The 18,439-nt window shown below is 29.4% G+C and carries 18 protein-coding genes; all 18 read left to right on the top strand.

Features of this window, described 5'->3' with window-relative positions; genetic code table 11:
- Positions 1-7: 7 nt before the first annotated feature.
- The 18 genes from spoVG (at position 8) to ACVHXK_RS14835 (ending at position 18,168) form a co-directional block, all read left to right on the top strand.
- Positions 8-307, top strand: coding sequence for a septation regulator SpoVG (spoVG, locus tag ACVHXK_RS14920; RefSeq protein WP_461207209.1), 300 nt, complete (start codon positions 8-10; stop codon positions 305-307).
- Positions 308-523: 216 nt separating this feature from the next.
- Positions 524-1,891: a bifunctional UDP-N-acetylglucosamine diphosphorylase/glucosamine-1-phosphate N-acetyltransferase GlmU gene (gene glmU / locus ACVHXK_RS14915; protein WP_461207208.1), complete on the top strand. Its 1,368-nt coding sequence runs from the start codon at positions 524-526 to the stop codon at positions 1,889-1,891.
- A gap of 37 nt (positions 1,892-1,928) precedes the next feature.
- On the top strand, positions 1,929-2,885 hold the full coding sequence (locus ACVHXK_RS14910) for a ribose-phosphate diphosphokinase (protein ID WP_461207207.1): 957 nt from the start codon (positions 1,929-1,931) through the stop codon (positions 2,883-2,885).
- A 330-nt stretch (positions 2,886-3,215) separates the two neighbouring features.
- Entirely contained in the window at positions 3,216-3,902 is a 687-nt protein-coding gene (locus ACVHXK_RS14905; protein WP_461207206.1) for a response regulator, read from the top strand.
- Positions 3,903-5,312, top strand: a complete 1,410-nt coding sequence (locus ACVHXK_RS14900; protein ID WP_461207205.1) for a HAMP domain-containing sensor histidine kinase — start codon at positions 3,903-3,905, stop codon at positions 5,310-5,312.
- A gap of 142 nt (positions 5,313-5,454) precedes the next feature.
- On the top strand, positions 5,455-6,627 hold the full coding sequence (locus tag ACVHXK_RS14895; RefSeq protein WP_461207204.1) for a S1C family serine protease: 1,173 nt from the start codon (positions 5,455-5,457) through the stop codon (positions 6,625-6,627).
- Positions 6,628-6,802: 175 nt separating this feature from the next.
- A complete protein-coding gene (gene pth, locus ACVHXK_RS14890; protein WP_461207203.1) occupies positions 6,803-7,366 on the top strand; it encodes an aminoacyl-tRNA hydrolase in 564 nt (187 codons plus the stop codon).
- A gap of 24 nt (positions 7,367-7,390) precedes the next feature.
- Positions 7,391-10,903, top strand: a complete 3,513-nt coding sequence (gene mfd, locus ACVHXK_RS14885) for a transcription-repair coupling factor (protein ID WP_461207202.1) — start codon at positions 7,391-7,393, stop codon at positions 10,901-10,903.
- Positions 10,904-10,956: 53 nt separating this feature from the next.
- Positions 10,957-12,144 (top strand): peptidylprolyl isomerase, encoded by a 1,188-nt coding sequence (locus ACVHXK_RS14880; protein ID WP_461207201.1) that lies wholly within the window; start codon positions 10,957-10,959, stop codon positions 12,142-12,144.
- Between the two features lie 144 nt (positions 12,145-12,288).
- Positions 12,289-12,843 (top strand): stage V sporulation protein T, encoded by a 555-nt coding sequence (gene spoVT / locus ACVHXK_RS14875; protein ID WP_461207200.1) that lies wholly within the window; start codon positions 12,289-12,291, stop codon positions 12,841-12,843.
- An 86-nt stretch (positions 12,844-12,929) separates the two neighbouring features.
- The gene (locus ACVHXK_RS14870) at positions 12,930-14,471 is read left to right on the top strand and encodes a putative polysaccharide biosynthesis protein (protein ID WP_461207199.1); all 1,542 of its coding nucleotides are present in this window, start codon (positions 12,930-12,932) and stop codon (positions 14,469-14,471) included.
- Between the two features lie 13 nt (positions 14,472-14,484).
- The gene (gene yabN / locus ACVHXK_RS14865; protein ID WP_461207198.1) at positions 14,485-15,945 is read left to right on the top strand and encodes a bifunctional methyltransferase/pyrophosphohydrolase YabN; all 1,461 of its coding nucleotides are present in this window, start codon (positions 14,485-14,487) and stop codon (positions 15,943-15,945) included.
- Positions 15,932-16,306, top strand: coding sequence for an HU family DNA-binding protein (locus tag ACVHXK_RS14860; RefSeq protein WP_461207197.1), 375 nt, complete (start codon positions 15,932-15,934; stop codon positions 16,304-16,306). Before yabN ends, ACVHXK_RS14860 begins: the two co-directional genes overlap by 14 nt.
- A gap of 46 nt (positions 16,307-16,352) precedes the next feature.
- On the top strand, positions 16,353-16,607 hold the full coding sequence (locus ACVHXK_RS14855; RefSeq protein ID WP_461207196.1) for an RNA-binding S4 domain-containing protein: 255 nt from the start codon (positions 16,353-16,355) through the stop codon (positions 16,605-16,607).
- A 95-nt stretch (positions 16,608-16,702) separates the two neighbouring features.
- On the top strand, positions 16,703-16,993 hold the full coding sequence (gene yabP, locus ACVHXK_RS14850) for a sporulation protein YabP (RefSeq protein WP_461207195.1): 291 nt from the start codon (positions 16,703-16,705) through the stop codon (positions 16,991-16,993).
- Positions 16,990-17,388, top strand: coding sequence for a spore cortex biosynthesis protein YabQ (gene yabQ, locus ACVHXK_RS14845; RefSeq protein ID WP_461207194.1), 399 nt, complete (start codon positions 16,990-16,992; stop codon positions 17,386-17,388). Before yabP ends, yabQ begins: the two co-directional genes overlap by 4 nt.
- Positions 17,389-17,452: 64 nt before the next feature.
- Positions 17,453-17,722: an FtsB family cell division protein gene (locus ACVHXK_RS14840; RefSeq protein ID WP_461207193.1), complete on the top strand. Its 270-nt coding sequence runs from the start codon at positions 17,453-17,455 to the stop codon at positions 17,720-17,722.
- Between the two features lie 50 nt (positions 17,723-17,772).
- On the top strand, positions 17,773-18,168 hold the full coding sequence (locus tag ACVHXK_RS14835; RefSeq protein ID WP_461207192.1) for a S1 domain-containing RNA-binding protein: 396 nt from the start codon (positions 17,773-17,775) through the stop codon (positions 18,166-18,168).
- Positions 18,169-18,439: the final 271 nt, after the last annotated feature.

Raw genomic sequence — 18,439 nt, 5'->3', positions numbered from 1 at the left:
GGAGTTAATGCAAATTACTGATGTTAGGATAAGAAAAATTTCTTCTGAAGGGAAAATGAAAGCAATAGTATCTGTGACTTTTGATAATGAATTCGTAGTTCATGATATAAAAGTTATTGAAGGTCAAAATGGATTGTTTATAGCTATGCCTAGTAGGAAAACTCCTGCAGGAGAATTTAAAGATATAGCTCACCCTATCAACACTGACACAAGACAAAAAATTCAAGAAGCTATTCTTATGGAATACGAAGATGCAAAAAATGATTTAGATACTGTAATAGAAATTGCAGTAGATGGAGAAGAATAAAAAGGGGGAAACACTCCTTTTTATTTTTTTGCTTAAATTATTAGAAAATTTTAAATTATACAAATAACCGCTAATAGGTTGAAAAAAGAGTTTTTATAAAATATAATAAATAAGGTATGTTAAATGATTTAATATGTAATGCATATCATTAGTAATTTGTATAACCTGACTTTATAAAAAAAGTATAGCATATATTAAAATAAATGAGGTGTTTATATGGAAGAGTGTGCTTTGATTTTAGCAGCAGGTAAAGGAACAAGGATGAAATCTGAATTACCTAAGGTTGTACATAAAGTTTGTGGTAAAGAAATGATTAATCATGTTATTGATAATATTAAAAAAGCTAATATTGGAAATATAAATGTGATAATTGGAAATGAAGCAGAAAAAGTTATTAAAGTTACTGAAATTAAAGAAGTGTCATATTCACTGCAAGATAAGCAATTAGGTACAGGGCATGCAGTTATGTGCGCTAAAGAATTTCTGAAAAACAAAGAAGGCTATGTTGCAATTTTCACAGGAGATGCTCCTTTGATACAAAAAGCATCTATTGAGGAGTTGGTTAAGTTTGCAGAAGAGGGAAACTTTGACGGAGTAATACTTACTTCTTTAGTTGCAAATCCATTTGGATATGGAAGAATAATTAGAGATGATATAGGTAATGTAAATAAAATAGTTGAGCATAAAGATTGTAGTATGGAAGAGTTAGAAGTAAATGAGATTAATTCTGGTATGTATTGTTTTAAGATAAATAGATTACTAGAAAGTCTTGATAAAATTTCTAATGATAATTCTCAAGGTGAATATTATCTTCCAGATGTAATTAAAATAATAAAATCAGAAAAAGGAAGTATAGGAGCTATTTCTGTACCATTTGATGAAATTATTGGTGTTAATTCTAGGGCTCAATTAGCAGAGGCTGAGAAAATTATGAGAGAAAGAATTAATAATATGCATATGGATAATGGTGTTACTATGATCGACCCAGAAAGCACTTATATTGATTCTGAAGTTGTTATAGAAGCGGATGTTGTAATTTATCCAGGAAATGTATTGCAAGGAGAAACTATAATAAAATCAGGAACAATTTTGTATCCAAATTCAAGAATTCAAAATAGTGTTATTGGCAAAGATGTTATAATTCAATGCTCAGTAATTCTAGATAGTTCTGTTGGTAATGATACTACAGTTGGGCCTTATGCTTATATAAGACCAGAATCTAAGATAGGCAATAAAGCAAGAATAGGTGATTTTGTTGAAATTAAAAAATCAACTATAGGTGATGGAACTAAAGTATCTCATTTGACATATATAGGAGATGCTGAAGTGGGAAGTAATTGTAATTTTGGCTGTGGAACCGTTGTAGTTAATTACGATGGTGTTAAAAAATATAAAACAGTAGTAAAAGATAATGTATTTATCGGATGTAATACTAATTTGGTAGCACCAGTTGTGGTAGAAGAAAATAGCTATACAGCTGCTGGCTCAACTATTACTTCAAATGTACCTAAAGATGCCCTTGCTATAGCAAGAGCGAAACAAGTGAATAAAGAAGGCTGGGTATCTAAAAAAAGAAAAAAATGACTAAAGAAAAAAATTAAATCCATTAGGAGGTTTATTCATGATAAGTCACGGTAAGAATATTAAAATATTTTGTGGTAATGCAAGTGAAACTCTCGCAGGTGATATTGCAGATATTTTAGGAGTTAAGGTTGGTAAAGCAAGTGTAGGGAAATTTAGCGATGGAGAAATATCTGTTGATATTGGGGAAACTGTTAGAGGGGATGATGTGTTTGTTGTTCAATCAACTAATTCTCCCGTAAACGACAATTTACTTGAACTATTAATAATGATAGATGCTTTTAAAAGAGCGTCAGCAGGAAGAATAACTGCTGTAATTCCATACTATGGTTACGCTAGACAAGATAGGAAGGCAAAAGCTAGAGATCCTATTACTGCCAAATTAGTTGCAGATTTAATATATACAGCTGGTGCAGATAGGGTTTTAACTATGGATTTACATGCGGCTCAAATACAAGGATATTTTAATATTCCTGTTGATAATTTAGAGGGAGCGCCGATACTAGCAAATTATTTTATAGAAAAAGGATTTCATAAGAGAGATGATATAGTGATTGTTTCACCTGACCTTGGGTCTGTTGCGAGGTCAAGAAAATTTGCAGATAGACTAAATTGTGAAATAGCAATTATTGATAAAAGAAGACCAAAAGCAAATGTTTGTGAAGTGATGAATATTATTGGTGAGGTAAAAGATAAAACAGTTATATTATTAGATGATATGATTGATACTGCGGGAACAATTACAAATGGAGCTAATGCATTAGTTGAATATGGAGCAAAAGAAGTATTTGCATGTTGTAGTCATGCTGTTTTATCAGGGCCAGCAATAGAAAGAATTCAAAAATCCGCTATTCAAAAATTAATAATGCTAGATACTATTGCTATTGATGAAGAAAAATTAATTGATAAATTTGAGTTTTTATCAATAGGAGCATTATTTGCTGAAGCAATAAGAAGAATCTATGATGCTGAATCTGTAAGTAAACTTTTTATATAGAAAAACAATGCACAATGTGCAATTTTAATTAGCAATTAAGAAGGATTTTGCTTTGCAAAATCTTTGAATTAGTTGAATGATGAGCAAATTAAGAAAATATATTAATTTATTATTATTAAAAGCATAGTTTATCTGTGCTTTTAATAATTTTTTGTAACATTTTTCAAAACATCTTAGAAAAATTGTAGATTAATGATAAAATGTGATAGAGTATAATTACATTAAAAAAAGAGTGCAGAGTGAGGTTAAGGTTCTAATCTTTTAACTTCAAAGTGCAAATTGCACATTGCAATTTGCACACTATGTTTTACAAGAAAGAGGAGGTATAGTATGGACGGTAATTTTGGAAAGATATTAATAGTAGATGATGATGAGAATATTTGTGAAGTAATTAGAATGTATTTAGAAAACTCTGGATATGATACAAGAGTGGGTTATGATGGGAAAGAGGCACAAGAAATTTTCTTAGAGTACAAACCAGATCTTGTTTTGTTAGATATTATGATTCCTTATATGGATGGTATAGATGTTCTAAAATGGATTAGAAAAGAATACGAAACTCCTGCAATTATGCTTACAGCAAAAGGAGAAACCTTTGATAAAGTTTTAGCTCTTGAACTCGGAGCAGATGATTATATTGTTAAGCCTTTTGAACCAAAAGAATTAATAGCTAGAGTTAAGGCAGTTTTGAGAAGATATAATAGTGAAACCAATGATGATGAAGTATTAAAATTTGATAGTTTATCAATAGATATGAGTTCATATGCAATATATTATAATTCAGAAGAAGTTAAAATGCCGCCAAAAGAATTTGAATTATTATACTTTTTGGCCAACAATAAAAATAGAGTTTTTACAAGAGAGAAACTTTTGAATGAGGTGTGGGGATACGATTATCCAGGCGATTCAAGAACAGTAGATGTTCACATAAAGAGACTCAGAGAGAAAATTCATGGTGGATCAAATTGGGATATTCAAACTGTTTGGGGAGTAGGTTATAAATTTGAGGTGAAATAAATGAGAAAAAAAGGTCTTTTTACAAAGATGATGCTCACTTATACTTTGATTATTGCCTTTAGCTTTGTAATATTAGCAGCATTTTTGTCCCTTTGGTTTGAAAGTTACTATTTTAATGAAAGAAAGATAGAATTAGAAAATGAAGCTAAACAGTTAGGTAGTGCAGCTATAGAATATTATTACCAAAACTTAAGCACAGAAAGTCTTACAAGTATGCTTAGACAAGTATCTAGATATTCTAATTCAGATATTTTTATTGTTGATAGTTATGGATATTTAAATGCTACATCTAATGATAATTATGATAGTTTAATTGGAACTCAAATAATTACTGAGGATTTATCTTCTTTAAGATTAGGTAATAGTGTGGAAAAAAGGGAAGTATTTGATGATATTTTAAAAGAGCCTACACATACATACGAAGTTCCTGTGTTTTATGAGGATTCTTTTAAAGGTGTAATTCTTATGAATACAGCTATTAGTCAACTGAAAGAACCTCTGCAAAAGGTATATGATATTATATGGATTTCAGCAGTAATAGCTATAATTTTATCTAGTATTGTAATTTATTATTTTTCCCAAAGAATAATTATTAATCCTTTGTATAAAATAAATAATGTTGCAAAAAAAATATCCAGTGGAGAAGTTAATCAAAGAGTTAATATTAACTCTAATGATGAAATAGGAGAACTTGCTATAGCTTTTAATACGATGGCTGATTCTTTGCAGCGAGTAGAAGAAAATAGAAGACAGTTTATTTCTAATGTATCACATGAATTACGTTCACCTATTACTTCGATTAAAGGTTTTATAAATGGAATATTAGATGGTATTATTCCAAAGGAAAAGGAAAACTATTATCTTACAATTGTTTATGAAGAAATTCAAAGACTAACTAGATTAATAAATGACCTTTTAGATTTATCAGCAATACAGGCTGGAAAATTAAAAATGAATATTGATAAGACTAGTTTAAATGAAGTTGCAGAAGCATCTATACTTAAATTTGAATCAATAATAAAATCTAAGAGAATTGACATGAGTGTTATTTTAGAAGATAAATTATATGTTTGGGCAGACAGAGATAAGTTAGTTCAAGTTCTTACCAATTTAATTGATAATGCAATAAAATATGCAAGTGAAGATGGTAAAATTGAAGTTGAAACAAAAAGTAGAGGCTCAAAGGTGTATATTTCTATATATAATGATGGACCTCAAATAGATGAGGAAGATATCAAACATATATGGGATAGGTTTTACAAATCTGATAAGTCAAGGACATATAAGAATAGTTCAGGATTAGGATTGTCAATTGTAAGAAGTATTATATCAGGACATGGAGAAGAAATATGGGTAAAAAATCATAAAAATAATGGCGTTGTATTTACGTTTACATTAAAGAAAATTTAATTAGTTTTTATTAAATTGGTAGAAAAATTGGGATGATTAAATAAAGTTTATAATTGATACTATATAATGTAATTAAAATATTAAACTTTGTTCATATATAGTTTAGATTTAAAAGCTATAATTAATGTATGGAGGTGGCTTGATGAATGACGATAAAGATGATGTAAAAGATGTCGCTTGGGAAGATGTTACCAACCACTGCATAGGTGAAATAAAGATAGTAAAAAAGAAAAATAAAAATCCTATTAAATATATTTTATTAGCACTTTTATTTGTATCTATAGCATCGTTTTCGGGAGTAATTTCTTCAATTATTATAGTGAATAATAAACTGGAAAATCTAGACATGAAATATATTCCAATGATACAAAGTAATAACGAGGATAAAGAAGAATTTACTGGTACTAGTTCTATAAATTATGTTGCTGAAAAAGTAGGTCCAGCAGTTGTAGGCATAACTAATTACTCAGATACATTAGGTGGAGAACAGGGTGTTGGATCAGGTATTATTTTTAAAAGTGATGGATATATTGTAACAAATAATCATGTCATTGAAGGCGCAAAAGAAATATTTGTAAATTTAGCAAATGATTCTGATCCTATAGCGGCCACTGTTGTGGGTACAGATGAGGTATCTGATTTAGCGGTAATTAAAATTGATGTGTCAAATTTACCGGTTGCAGAATTTGGCGATTCTTCATTAGTTAGAGTAGGTGATATAGCTATAGCTATAGGAAACCCCTTTGGAGACGAATTTGCAGGTACTGTCACAGCAGGAATAATAAGTGCTACTAATAGAGAAATAAGGCAGGGAAGTACTGTATATAAAGTTATCCAAACTGATGCAGCTATTAACCCAGGTAATAGTGGTGGCGCTCTTTGTAATATAAATGGTGAAATTATAGGAATAAATAGTCTTAAAATGGGGTCCCAGCAGGATAGCTTTCAAAATGCAGAAGGGTTAGGCTTTGCTATAAAGATAGATGAAGCAAAAGATATAGTAAATCAATTAATGGAAAATGGAAGAGTTTCTAGACCTAGACTTGGAATATGGGGCAGAGATTCTACAAAAAATGATTCCGATGAAGTTCAAGGGGCTTATATACAAAGGATAATTGAAAATAGTGGGGCGCAAAAAGCTGGATTAAGAGCAGGAGATATAATTATTGAAGTAGATAATATACCTATATCACAATTTGAAGAGCTTTCTGATGAAGTAGAAAAGCATAATGTAGATGATATAATAAACATAAAAGTTATGAGAGATGAAGAAACAAAAGAGTTTGAAGTGCAATTGATGGATATTGGAGAATAAAGTCTGTATAAGGTTGTATATACAGGCTTTAATTTTTTTTTGTTTTGAGGTATTATTTTATAGTGAAGAATTATAAATACAGATAAAATACCTCGATTATAAAATTAAGCATAGTTTATCCTTAATTTAGGTTATTGACAATTATATGAGAAGGTTGAATAGGAGTGAATATAATATGTATTTGATAGTGGGATTAGGTAATCCAGGAAGTAAATATGAACATACAAGGCATAATGTAGGGTTTGATGTTATAGATATTTTATCTAAAAAGTATAATATTGAATTAAATAGGACAAAATTTAAAGGGATATATGGTGATGGCAAAATAGGGAAAGAGAAAGTTATTTTGTTAAAACCTCAAACTTTCATGAATTTAAGTGGGGAATCAATTAGATCTATTATGGATTTTTATAAGATTTCAAAAGAAAATATAATTGTCATATATGATGATATAAGTATTGATATAGGTAAAATTCGTTTAAGAAAAAAAGGAAGCGCAGGAGGACATAATGGAATTAAAAATACTATTCTTCATTTATCTGACCAAACATTCAATAGAATTAAAATTGGAGTAGGTGAACCTAAACACGACTTGGTAAATCATGTTTTAGGTAAATTTAGCGAAGAAGAATGGGGAAAAATAACTAAAGTTTTTCAAGCAGCAGTTATTGGTGTAGAAAAAATAGTTATAGAAGATATGGATGTCGCAATGAATGATTTGAATTCATTGGTTTTTTAGGTTGAATTATAAAGAGGTGTTTTTATGAGATTGGATGGAGTTTTAAAACCGTTATATGATAAAACTGATTTTAATAGGATAATAAATAGCTTGAAAATTGATATGTCACATATAGATATAAGTGGTATAGGTGATTCGTCAAAGGCATATATGGTATACGGAGTATTTAAGAAAAGTCAAAAATCAATGCTTTTGATTACACATAGTGATTTAGAAGCCAAAAATTTGTACGAAGATTTATCTTTGTACACAACAGAGGCATATTTATTACAAAGTAAACCTGTTGTATTCTACAATGTTTATGCAGTTTCTGGCGATTTAAGATGGGAAAGATTGAAAGCTTTAAGAGAAATAATAAAAAGTAATAATAAAATTATTGTATGCAGCATTGAAGCACTGGCTTCTTCATATGTACCAATTGATATGTACAAAGAAAATTTATTTCATTTTTCTGTAGGTAAAAAAATAAATATGCAGGAATTAGGAGAGAAATTGGTATGCAGTGGTTATGAAAGAGTTAAAATAATAGATAGTAAGGGACAGTTTTCAATAAGAGGTGGCATTATAGATATTTTTTCTCCTATTGAGCGTCTTCCTTTTAGGATAGAATTATTTGATGATGAAGTAGATTCTATAAGAACTTTTAATATTGAGACTCAAAGAAGTATAGAAAAAATAAATAACATTGAAGTTTTTCCAGCAAAAGAACTTATACTTTCAAAGGAACAAAAGGAGAAAGGATATATAGCGATAAAAAAAGATTTAGTAGAAAAGATTAAATCTTATCCTGAAAAATCAACAGAAATGGAAAGAATACAGAAATCAGTTAATAAGAATTTAGAACTATTAAAGGAAATAGGAACATTTGATACAATAGAAAATTACATACCATATTTTTATGATGAAGTATCTTCTATTTTAGATTATATGAGTGGTTCTACTATTGTTTTAGATGATGAGGAAAGAAGTTTTGGAAAATTAGATAGTATCTATTACGAATTTGAAGAAGACTATAAAAATTTTCTTCAAAAGGGAGATGTACTTTCTAAACAGATTAATTTGATAATTGATAAGTCCTATTTATTGGATAAATTAAAAAGCCAGAATATCATAACATTAAATCCTTTAGGAAAGAAAAGTAAATATTTGAAGAAAGATGAATATTTTTCTTTTGAAGAGCACACATTAACATCATATCAAGGGAAATTTGATTTATTGATACAAGATATTAAACAAAAGAGAAGTTTGGGATACAATGTTATTATTTTATCAGGAACAAGAGCAAGAGGAGAGAGGTTTGTAAAAGATCTAAGAGAAAGTGGCATTGAGAGTTCTTATAAAGATATTATAAATGAATTAGAGAAAGAGGAGGTGGTTGTAACATTTGGTTATCAACATAAAGGGTATGAGTATCCAGAGTTAAAAGTATGTTTACTTTCAGATAAAGAAATTTTTGCTAAAGGTAAGAAAAGGTTAAGGAAAACTAAATCAGATGGTGTTGGTAAAATAAAAAGCTTTACAGAATTAAAACCTGGAGATTATGTAGTACATACTAATCATGGCATTGGCGTATATAAAGGAATTAAACAATTAGAAGTTCAAGGACATATTAAAGATTATCTAGATATTTCTTATAATTCTGGAGATAAATTATATGTACCAGTTGAGCAATTAGACCTTGTTCAAAAATATATTGGAAGTGAAGGAAAAACTCCCAAAGTTAATAAACTAGGTAGTAGTGAATGGGTTAAATCTAAGAAAAAAGTTAAAAAAGCAATTAATGAAATTGCAGAAGATTTAGTTAAATTATATGCTATCAGGTCTACTTTGAAAGGGCATAAATTTAATAAAGATACAATATGGCAAAAACAATTTGAAGAAGAGTTTCCATTTGATGAAACTCCAGACCAGCTAACGGCTATTGAGGAAATTAAGGAAGATATGGAGTCGGATAAAGTAATGGATAGACTTCTCTGTGGGGATGTTGGATATGGTAAAACGGAGGTAGCGTTAAGAGCTGCTTTTAAAGCTGTTATGGAAGGAAAACAAGTAGCATTCTTAGTACCTACTACAATACTAGCAGAACAACATTTTAATAATATGAAAAAAAGATTTGCTGATTTCCCTATAAAAATAGATATGATCAGTAGATTTAGGACTCAGGCGCAGCAAAAGACAACTTTGAAGGAAGTTAAAGCTGGTAATGTAGATATTTTAATTGGAACACATAGAATCATACAAAAAGATGTTCTATTTAAAGAGTTAGGAATTCTTATTGTAGATGAAGAACAGAGATTTGGAGTAACCCATAAAGAAAAAATAAAAGAGATGAAAAAAAATGTAGAGGTACTAACTTTGACAGCTACCCCTATTCCGAGAACTCTCCATATGTCATTAACTGGAATAAGAGATATTAGTGTCATTGAAACTCCGCCTGAAGAAAGATATCCAGTGCAGACTTATGTGGTGGAATTTAATGAACAATTAATAGAATCAGCTATTATGAGAGAAATAAGTAGAGGTGGACAGGTCTATTTTGTTTATAATAGAGTTGAAAGAATAAGAGAAATGGCATCATATTTAGAACAATTGCTTCCTGAAGCTAAAATTGGAGTAGCACATGGACAAATGAGAGAAAGAGAACTTGAAAAAGTTATGATTGATTATATGAATAATGAATATGATGTTTTAGTGTGTACAACAATTATAGAAACTGGTATGGATATTCAAAATGCTAATACTATGATTATTTATGATTCGGATAAATTTGGTTTGTCTCAACTTTATCAATTAAGAGGAAGAGTTGGAAGAACAAATAGAATTGCTTATGCTTATCTAACTTATAAACAAGACAAGATTTTATCAGAAGTTGCGGAAAAAAGGCTTAAGGCTATTAAGGATTTTACTGAATTGGGATCTGGTTTTAAAATTGCAATGAGAGATTTAGAAATTAGAGGATCAGGAAATCTAATTGGTAATTCACAACATGGACATATGGCATCTGTAGGATATGATTTGTATTGTAAAATGCTACAAAACACAATAAAAGTGGTAAAGGGTGAAATAGAAAAAGAACCTATTGAAACTACTATAGATTTAAAAGTTGATGCTTTTATTCCAGATGGATATATCGATGATGAAGTACAGAAAATTGAAATATACAAAAGAATTGCAGCAGTTGATTCTTATGAAAGTATGATGGATATTCAAGAAGAATTAGAAGATAGATATTCTGATATACCTGTTTCGGTTAATAATCTAATTAATATTGCATATATTAAGAGTTTAGCCAATAGTATAGGAGTTATTGAAGTTAAGGAAAAAGAAGTAGAAATAACTATTAAATTTGATTCCAATGAAACTTTTAGTAGGGAATTTGTTAAAGGTATAATGGAGAAATATACTAATGAAATAGTGTTTAATTTTGGTAATCAACCATCTTTATCTTTTAATAAAAAAAATGTGAAAAAAGAAATTTTAATTAACATTTTGAAAGAGTTCTTTGAATATTTAAATTCAATTGTTGAAACAATGTAGATTTATGATAGAATATAAGTCAGATACTATAAAAATGGAGGAGTTTTAAAATTATGAACATAAAAAGAATAGTTGCAGCATCTTTAGTTGGAATGTCTTTATTTGCTTTTTCAGGATGTAACTCAGTTGAAAAAACTCAAGCAAAAATAGATGCAACAGTAGTTGCAGAAGTTAATGGTGAAGAAATAACTAGAAAAGATCTTGATACATATCCAGGAACAATACAGTTGATTGATTACATAATTCAAACATACGGTACAGATGCTGAGGAAGACGAAGCAACAGAAGATACAGAAAATGCCGATGCAGCAGAGAATACAGAAGCAACAGAAAGTACAGAAAATGCTGATGCGACTGAAGCAGCAGAAAATACAGATGAGACAGAAGAAGTTGAATTAACAGAAGAAGAGAAAATAGAAATGTTGGCAACTATAGTTGAAAATAATGAAGAAGCAGCTGATTTATTGAGAGAACAAAAACTAAGTTATTTAGACGCAATAGTTTTTGAAAAGATTTTACTTCAAGAATCAGAAAAAAGAGAATTAGTTCCATCAGAAGAAGATATACAAAAATCTGTTGATGAAGCTTATGAAGAGCAAATAGCTCAATTTGAGACTGAAGAACAATTTATTGAAGCATTAGTAGCATCTGGATATACAGAAGAAACATTAAAGGATGTTATAAGAACTAACGTTATATTAGAAAAACTCCAAGAAGATATACTAAAAGATGTTACAGTTGATGAAGAAGAAATAAAAGAATACTATGATAAATATAAGGATAAATACCCGGCTGATTCAGAGGATCCTTCTATGTATACTTTAGCACATATTCTAGTGTATACTGAAGAAGAAGCACAAGAAATAAAAGATAAAATAGATGCTGGTGAAGATTTTGCTGAATTAGCAAAAGAATATAGTCAAGATACAGGTAGTGCTGAAAACGGAGGGTCACTAGGAGATCCACAACCTGCTGTAGGACATAATTTTGTTCAAGAATTTATGGATGGAGCTATTCCTCTTAATACAGGTGAAGTTTCTGATATAGTACAATCAGATTATGGATATCATATAATTAAGTGTATAGAAAAAGATGAAAAACCTGCAATGGATTATGAAGAGGTAAAAGAATCTATCAAAGCTACAATTCAATATAATAAAGAGTCTGAAGCAATTGATACTGCAGTCCAAAAAATGCAAGATGAAGCAGATACTATAACATACGAAGATAGAATAATTTAATAGAGTCGCAATATGGAAGAGGTGATGTATTCACCTCTTTTTTTAGTATAAAAATTAATGCTATACAAATGTGTATAAAATTACAAATAATACGGATAATAATATTGAACATAGATATCATTCAATTTTAAGGAGGTCAAGCAAATGAAAGCCACAGGTATCGTACGAAGAATAGACGATCTTGGTAGGGTTGTAATACCTAAAGAAATAAGAAGAACTCTTAGGATTAGAGAAGGAGATCCATTAGAGATATTTACAGATAGAGAAGGTGGGGTAATTCTCAAAAAATATTCTCCAATAGGAGAGCTGGGGGATTTTGCCAAAGAATATGCAGAGTCACTTCATTCTATGGTAGGAAATATTATACTTATTTCAGATAAAGATAGTATTATTTCAGTTAGTGGAGCTACAAAAAAAGAATATGTAGACAAGAAGATAAGTGCAGAAATAGAAAAAATAATGGAAGAAAGACAGATAATTACATTAGGTTCAGGTAATGAAAAATTAATACCTATTATTGATGATGAAGAAATTGAAGGCAAGTATACAAATCAGGTTATAGCGCCTATTATTGCAGAAGGAGATGCTATTGGGACTGTAGTAATAGTTTCGGGTGAAAGTGATATAAAATTTGCTGAAATGGAAGAGAAACTTGCCGGAACTGCTGCCTTATTTTTAGGAAAGCAAATGGAACAATAATTTTATATGGGTGTTCTCAATATGTAATAATACCTCCGAGCTTTTAATATAAATATTTTATTGAAGCATATACGGAGGTATATTTTATGAAAAAACAGTCCTTAATTAAAGGAACTATAGTTTTAGGAGTTGCAGGGTTATTTTCAAGATTTTTAGGTATTTTTTTTAGAATACCTTTGTTAATGTTAACGGGTGATGAAGGGATGGGATATTACCAATTGGCATATCCTATGTATATGTTTTATGTTGCTTTATCAGGAGGGATACCTCTCGCTATGTCTAAATTAATTTCTGAAAGAAATGCACTTGGTGATGAAGAAGGGATTATAAAAGTATTTAAGGAAGCTCTTTTGCTGATGTTTGTGATTGGTTTAGGTACAAGTTGTTTTATGATTTTTTATTCTAATCATCTTATAAAGCTTTTCAGTTGGGATAACAAGGCTTACTATTCGCTTGTAGCTTTGGGAATTGCTCCAGTTTTTATAGCTATTCTAGGCTCTTTTAGAGGCTTTTTTCAAGGATTACAGACTATGACACCTACAGGAACTTCACAGGTTTTAGAGCAAATTGGTAGAGTGGTAGTAGGGATAGGATTAGCTTTTATATTGCTACCTAGAGGAGTTGAGTATGCAGCAGGAGGAGCTACATTAGGAGCAGCTGTTGGGGCTTTTGTAGGAGGCTTCTATTTAGTTGTAAAATACATAAAACTAAGGAAGTATTTTAAAGTAGGCAAAGCTTGTTATGATTCGAAAATAATGAGAGAAATTTTAATTTTAGCAATTCCAATCTCTCTTGGTGCTGCAGTGTCAACTGTTATGAATCTTATAGACTCGGCTATAGTGCCACAGAGGCTTTTACAGGCTGGTTTTACAGTTAAGGAAGCAACTATACTGTATGGACAACTTACGGGCAAGGCGGCAGTACTTGTAAACATTCCATTTACGCTATCTACAGCATTGAGTATATCTATTATGCCTATAATGGCTGAAACGTATTTAATTAATGATAAAAAAGGACTTATTAAAAATATCAACATGGCTTTTAAAATTGGAGCAGTTATAGCATTACCTTCAACATATGGATTATACTTTCTTGCTAAACCGGTTATGGGTTTAGTTTTTGCTGGCCAATACGGAGGATGTGAGATTCTTAAATATTATGCATTAGCAATACCGTTTATTATTTTGACAGGTGTTACGACTACGATTCTTCAAAGTACTGTTTGTAAAATAACCCCTGTAATAAATTTATTAATTGGATGCATAGTTAAAATAATCATTGCAACTTATTTAATAACAATTCCTTCACTTAATATTTATGGTGCGGTAATTAGTACAATTGGTGCTTATATAGTTGCAGCTACCCTAAATATGATACTTATTAAAAATAAACTAAAGATAAGTATAAACTTATATGAAACAATAATAAAACCTACTTATGCAGCAACTTTTATGATAATAATAGTTTTATTTGTTTTTATTAAGAGCTATAATTTAACAAATTCTAATACAATTTCTTGTATTTTGTCGGTTTCTTTAGGTATAATAGTGTATGGGATACAAATTGTAATATTTGAAATTTTTAACTATGCAAAACTTAAAGCTAAGTTAATTAATAAATTTAGATAGGGGAGAGAAAATAATGATTAAAATAGTTGGGCTTGGTCCAGGAAGTATGGAAGCTGTGACTATAGGAACTTTGGAATTGTTAAAAAAAAGTAAAAATGTAATTTTTAGAACTGAAATTCATCCGAATGTACAGCAGTTAAAAAATATGGGAGTCAAATTTGATAGTTACGATAATAAGTATGAAACTATGGAAAGTTTTGATAAAGTTTATCAATCTATAGCTGATGATTTGATAAATAGATACAAAGAACTTGAAAATATTGTTTTTGCAGTACCGGGTCATCCGTTAGTTGCAGAAAAATCAGTTGAAATATTATTAGAAAAATGTAAGGAGCAAAATATACCAGTTGAAATTTATCCCTCAATAAGCTTTATAGATGCTATGATAGAAAGACTTCAAGTTGATCCAATTAAAGGATTGAAGATTATTGATTCATTTGGGATAGAAAATCAAGTGATGGATAAAAGAGTAGGCACTATAGTGACACAAGTGTATGATAAATTAATAGCTTCAAAAGTTAAGTTAGCATTGAGTGAGTACTATGATGATGATGCTATTATATATTTCGTAAGAGCTGCAGGAATAAAAGAATTAGAGAGTATAAGGCAAATATCTTTATATGAATTGGACAGACAAGAAGATATAGATTATTTGACATCTGTTTTTGTGCCTGAGAATACAAAATGCAAAAAAGATTTTTGGGATTTGTTATCTATAATGAATAAATTAAGAAGTGAAGATGGATGTCCATGGGATAGGGAGCAAACGCATGCATCTCTCAAAAGATGCATGATAGAAGAGTGCTATGAAGCTGTAGAAGCTATTGAAAAAGATGATTTAGATGATATTGTTGAGGAATTAGGAGATGTTTTACTGCAGGTAGTCTTTCATGCTCAAATTGGACAGGAGGATGGATTTTTTGATATAAATGATATTGTTGAAGGTATATGTAATAAATTAATAATAAGGCATCCTCATGTATTCGGAAGTACCAGTGTAAATGATTCAAATGAAGTACTTATTAACTGGGAGAACATTAAAAAACGAGAAAATGGTTTTGTGAAAAATTCAGAAGAATTGATGCATGTAGCGAAAAATTTACCTGCACTCATAAGAGCGGATAAAGTACAAAAGAAAGCAGCTAAAGTAGGCTTTGATTGGAAAGATGTTCTTCCGGCTTTTGATAAGGTGATTGAGGAGTTAGATGAGGTTAAAGAAGTATATAAAACCCAAAATATGGATAAAATACAAGAGGAGATAGGAGATTTAATATTTAGTGTAGTAAATATTGCAAGATTCCTTGACATAGACCCTGAAAATGCATTAAATTATACTATAGATAAATTTATTAGAAGATTTACGTATATCGAAGAAGCTATAACTACGAATGGTAAAAAAATAGAAGAAGTATCACTAGAAGAAATGGATAAATTGTGGGAAGAAGCGAAAGTTAAGTTAAATGATAAAATTTAATAAAAAAATCTTTCAAAAAGAAGGATTTTTAAATAAAAAAAAGAATACTTATATGTCTTTACAATTATTTAAGGAGGTAACAAAAGTGAATAAATCAGAATTAGTTGCAAAAATGTCAGACAAAAGTGGTTTGACAAAAAAAGATGCTGAAGTGGCATTAAAATCATTTATAGAAAGTGTTGAAGAGGCATTAGAAGGTGGAGAAAAAGTTCAGTTAGTAGGCTTTGGTACTTTTGAAACTAGAGAAAGAGCAGAAAGACAAGGAAGAAATCCAAGGACTAAAGAAGAAATTACAATTCCTGCTTCAATAGCACCTGTATTTAAAGCTGGAAAAGAATTCAAAGAAAGAGTAAACAAATAATAAAAAAACCCAGTTGACTGGGTTTTTTATTTTGTGAGGTGAAATTATGAGGTTAGATAAATTTTTAAAAGTTTCTAGAATAATAAAGAGAAGAACTATAGCTAAAGAAGCATGTGATAGTGGCAGAGTAACTATTAATGATAAAGTTGCTAAAGCAGGTACGGAAGTTAAAGAAGAAGATGTCATTGAGATTAAATTTGCAAAAGTAACATTAAAAGCAAAAATTATTAATATTTCTGAGCATGTCAGGAAAGATGATGCAAAAGAAATGTATGAGATTATAACAGAAAAAAGAGAATAATAAAAAAATACTTTCCCTCAAATATGGAATTATGGAAAAAACTATGCATATAAATTTTAGTGAAACAATAAATTATACATATAGGGGGGCAGGCTATGGAAATAAAAAAAGAAAATATTATAGAGAATAAGAGTAGCTTATCTTTAGATAATAGAAAAAAATTACAAATAACAGGTGTTGTAGAAGTAATAGCTTTTAATGATAAAGATATTCAATTAGATACAAAACTAGGTAAACTTACGATAAAAGGTGAAAAATTAAAAATGAATAAACTTGATGTTCAGTTGGGAGATGTAGCAATTATTGGGCAGGTCAATAGCTTGGTATATACATCAATCGAAAGCAAGAATGAAAAGGAAAGCATTATTGCTAGGCTATTTAGATGATATTGCCATTAATAGATCAATTTAATATAATAATGTATAGCTTGATAAGTGGGTTGATTACAGGTTTATCTTTTGATTTATATAGAGTTATAAGAGGATTTGAAAAACCTAATAGATATATAACTTACATTGAAGATATTTTGTTTTGGATACTTATTGGAATAATTGATTTTATTTTCTTGCTTTATAAAAATTATTCTAATATAGGGATTTTCGTTTATATACTATTGTTTATTGGGATAATAGTATATTTAAAAATATTTAGCAATAAATTCATAAAATTAATTATTATAATTTTAAAAGGTATAACAAAGTTAGCAAGAATGGGTAAAAATATATTGGTATATCCTTTTGAAGTGTTGTATTATAAAATATTTAATAAAAATTGCAAATAAAACTTGAATTAATTTTAGAACACATCTAAAATATAAGATATAAACTATATTTTGAGGTGTTAATATGAAATTTAAGTTTAAGATTAAAAAGTTGTTAGTTATTATTTTAGTGGTATACTTAGGTTATACTTATATTAGCCAACAAATATTAATTAATAATAAAAAAACACTTCTAAATGATTCTAAAATAGAGTTGAGTGAGATGGAAATTGAAAACCAGAATCTTATTGATGAAGTAAAGATGTCTAATACCTATAGATATGTTGAAATATTGGCTAGAGAAAAGCTAGGGCTAATAAAAGAGGGCGAGACAGTAGTAGTGAATGGTGATTAAATAAGGAAATAATTAATTTCATATATATACATGAGGAGGAATTTTATTACATGGCTTTAATAGTAGGAAGTATCTTAGAGGGTACTGTTGTCAACATAACAAAATTTGGTGCATTTGTAGAGGTTGAAGGTAAAACTGGACTTGTACACATATCAGAGGTGTCTGATACATATGTAAAAGATATAAGTGAACACCTTAAGGAACAAGATAAAGTAAAAGTAAAAGTTATATCATTAGATGATGGTAGAATTAGTTTATCTATTAAACAGGCGATGCCCAAGAAAAAGACAGTTAAGCCAGAAGAGATTGACTGGAGTAAGGCTAAAAAAGGTAAAAAAGAAGAAAATTTTGAAGATGCTATAAGTAGGTTTTTAAAAGAAAGTGAAGAAAGATTTCAAGATGTTAAGAAACATCAAAATATTAAAGGCAAGTATTCTAAAAAATAAATAATTGTTATTTCAAAAGATAAAGGAACTTATATAGTTCCTTTTAAATTTTGATCTAAGAATATTTTGATGTAATTTTAGATATTTGAAAATTATTTTAAAATAATAGTTGACAATCTAAAATGATTAATATATAATAATCCTTGTCGCTGAAAACGACAGTCTCTTAGAAAAAATATTGATTAGGCAATAACATGCCGAAGTGGCGGAACTGGCAGACGCACAGGACTTAAAATCCTGCGGTGCTAAAACACCGTACCGGTTCGATTCC

Source organism: Clostridium sp. DL1XJH146, from assembly GCF_054819755.1.
This window is presented reverse-complemented; position numbering and strand designations above follow the sequence as displayed.

Coding starts and splice junctions, on each gene's coding strand:
- spoVG (WP_461207209.1), top strand. CDS start 8: ATGCAAATTACTGATGTTAGGATAAGAAAAATTTCTTCTGAAGGGAAA.
- glmU (WP_461207208.1), top strand. CDS start 524: ATGGAAGAGTGTGCTTTGATTTTAGCAGCAGGTAAAGGAACAAGGATG.
- ACVHXK_RS14910 (WP_461207207.1), top strand. CDS start 1,929: ATGATAAGTCACGGTAAGAATATTAAAATATTTTGTGGTAATGCAAGT.
- ACVHXK_RS14905 (WP_461207206.1), top strand. CDS start 3,216: ATGGACGGTAATTTTGGAAAGATATTAATAGTAGATGATGATGAGAAT.
- ACVHXK_RS14900 (WP_461207205.1), top strand. CDS start 3,903: ATGAGAAAAAAAGGTCTTTTTACAAAGATGATGCTCACTTATACTTTG.
- ACVHXK_RS14895 (WP_461207204.1), top strand. CDS start 5,455: ATGAATGACGATAAAGATGATGTAAAAGATGTCGCTTGGGAAGATGTT.
- pth (WP_461207203.1), top strand. CDS start 6,803: ATGTATTTGATAGTGGGATTAGGTAATCCAGGAAGTAAATATGAACAT.
- mfd (WP_461207202.1), top strand. CDS start 7,391: ATGAGATTGGATGGAGTTTTAAAACCGTTATATGATAAAACTGATTTT.
- ACVHXK_RS14880 (WP_461207201.1), top strand. CDS start 10,957: ATGAACATAAAAAGAATAGTTGCAGCATCTTTAGTTGGAATGTCTTTA.
- spoVT (WP_461207200.1), top strand. CDS start 12,289: ATGAAAGCCACAGGTATCGTACGAAGAATAGACGATCTTGGTAGGGTT.
- ACVHXK_RS14870 (WP_461207199.1), top strand. CDS start 12,930: ATGAAAAAACAGTCCTTAATTAAAGGAACTATAGTTTTAGGAGTTGCA.
- yabN (WP_461207198.1), top strand. CDS start 14,485: ATGATTAAAATAGTTGGGCTTGGTCCAGGAAGTATGGAAGCTGTGACT.
- ACVHXK_RS14860 (WP_461207197.1), top strand. CDS start 15,932: ATGATAAAATTTAATAAAAAAATCTTTCAAAAAGAAGGATTTTTAAAT.
- ACVHXK_RS14855 (WP_461207196.1), top strand. CDS start 16,353: ATGAGGTTAGATAAATTTTTAAAAGTTTCTAGAATAATAAAGAGAAGA.
- yabP (WP_461207195.1), top strand. CDS start 16,703: ATGGAAATAAAAAAAGAAAATATTATAGAGAATAAGAGTAGCTTATCT.
- yabQ (WP_461207194.1), top strand. CDS start 16,990: ATGATATTGCCATTAATAGATCAATTTAATATAATAATGTATAGCTTG.
- ACVHXK_RS14840 (WP_461207193.1), top strand. CDS start 17,453: ATGAAATTTAAGTTTAAGATTAAAAAGTTGTTAGTTATTATTTTAGTG.
- ACVHXK_RS14835 (WP_461207192.1), top strand. CDS start 17,773: ATGGCTTTAATAGTAGGAAGTATCTTAGAGGGTACTGTTGTCAACATA.